Genomic DNA, 2009 nt, shown 5'->3' with positions numbered 1-2009 from the left:
GCCAGGATGAGGGCCACGATTCCAATGGGATAGCCCAGAGCAGCTAATAACTTATTCTGATCGCTCAGAGCTGCGGGCCGAGAGAGGGGTGTAGGTGCCTCTACCATTTCTCACCTCCTTCCACGCTTTTCGGAGCATATTGGACTTATCGCTCTTAAGTTACCACAGGGGAGTAGGGATGTAAACCTATATCCAGAAATTTCCCAAGATTTAGACCTTTCCTGGTGATATTGGAATAAGAATCATATATGAGACCAGCCACAAAAAAACAACCTGGCCTTCCTGGTAGACGTGAGAACAGCGTTGGGTTCAGTCTTCCTGGCACTTTTGGGGAGGCTAAAATCCTGTTGCCCTTACCCCTTCAACACCCCAATGGGGACCATCCTGGCCACTTTTCTGGAAATCCCGGCACCCACACATATCTCCACTACCTTGCTGACATCTTTATAGGCGTCTGGAGCTTCCTCCGCCAGGCCGGGCATGGAGTCAGCCATGATGGATATTCCTCGGGCCTCCAGAGCGCTTTTGAGCTCTGATCCGCTAATCCTCCTCTTAGCCTCTGATCGGCTCATCATGCGGCCAGCCCCATGACAGGTGGACCCGAAGCTTTCCTTCATGGCCTCCTCTGTTCCCAAAAGGAGAAAGGAGCAAGTACCCATATCTCCCGGCACAACGATGGGCTGCCCAATAGATTTGTAATTCTCGGGTAGATCGGGGTGGCCAGGTCCGAAGGCCCTGGTAGCTCCCTTGCGATGGACACAGAGTTCTTTTTTAATACCGTTGATTTGGTGTTCTTCAAAGAGGGCCAGGTTATGAGAGTTGTCATAGATGATGTTCATGCCCAGCTTACGGGCACTGGCCCTGAAGACCCGCTCAAAGGACTCCCTGACCCAGTGGGTAAGAAGCTGTCTGTTGAGAACCGCGTAGTTGACTCCGCAGGCCAGAGCACCAGCATATTTAATTCCCTCTTCGCTCTTTATGGGAGCACAGGCCAGTTGCCTGTCCGGCAACCGATAGCCCATTCTGGCGGTGACTCTCTCCATGACTTTAAGATAATCGGTGCAGATCTGGTGCCCAAATCCCCGCGAACCAGAATGGATCATTACTGTGATCTGCCCCGGGGAGAGCCCGCAGGCCCGGGCCGTCTCCTCATCGTGGATCTCTTCCACTACCTGGATCTCCACAAAATGATTGCCCGAGCCAAGAGTGCCAATCTGGTCGTGTCCTCGTTCGTAGGCGTGCTGGCTGACGGCATCGGAATCGGCTCCTGCCAGACATCCTCTGCGTTCCAGGAACTCTATGTCTTCCTCCCATCCATAGCCCCGGCCGATGCCCCATCTGGCACCCCTGGTTATAGCTTTGTTAAACTCACTGCGGTCCAACTTGACTCTTCCAGACTTTCCCACTCCCTTGGGGACGTTTCTGTTCAGCTCTTGCATCAGCTCCGACTTGACCTTATCCACATCTTCCTGGCTAAGGTTGGTTCGCAGGAGCCTGATCCCGCAGGCGATATCAAAACCAACTCCCCCGGGTGAAATAACTCCTTCTTTCGCATCCATGGCTGCCACGCCTCCGATGGGAAAGCCGTAGCCCCAGTGAATATCGGGCATGGCTAGAGAGGCATGGACTATGCCGGGGAGAGTGGCTACGTTGATCACCTGCTCCGCAGCTCGATCCTTTATGGCCTGCTCTAACATGCTCTGGTCGATGAAGATAATGCCAGGAACCCTCATTCCCCGGGACTCATCCTGAGGAATCTCCCATTTGAAGGGTGAGAGCTGTCTCACCTCCAGGCCAGCGATCTGCATCACACAACACCTCACAGTAGACTAAAACTCCAGGTAGCTCTCTTGGAAATCAGGCCCGTCGTTATTGTAACTGTTATATCAAACAGGCTACTTGTGTTCCGCCAGCTCATGATGTTTCCTGATTAGCAGAATGTTATATTACATTATATCCCTACAACGTCATTTACCTGAATACCTACAATATGTTGCGGCTCAATTAAA

1 protein-coding gene is annotated in these 2009 nt (G+C 52.4%); it reads right to left on the bottom strand.

Annotated features, from left to right (window positions below):
• Positions 1 to 353: 353 nt before the first annotated feature.
• On the bottom strand, positions 354 to 1808 hold the full coding sequence (locus HW443_RS10865; protein WP_176235895.1) for an RtcB family protein: 1455 nt from the start codon (positions 1806 to 1808) through the stop codon (positions 354 to 356).
• Positions 1809 to 2009: the final 201 nt, after the last annotated feature.

The sequence above is a fragment of the Candidatus Hakubella thermalkaliphila genome, from assembly GCF_013281975.1.
Lineage (GTDB): Bacteria > Actinomycetota > Humimicrobiia > Hakubellales > Hakubellaceae > Hakubella > Hakubella thermalkaliphila.
This window is presented reverse-complemented; position numbering and strand designations above follow the sequence as displayed.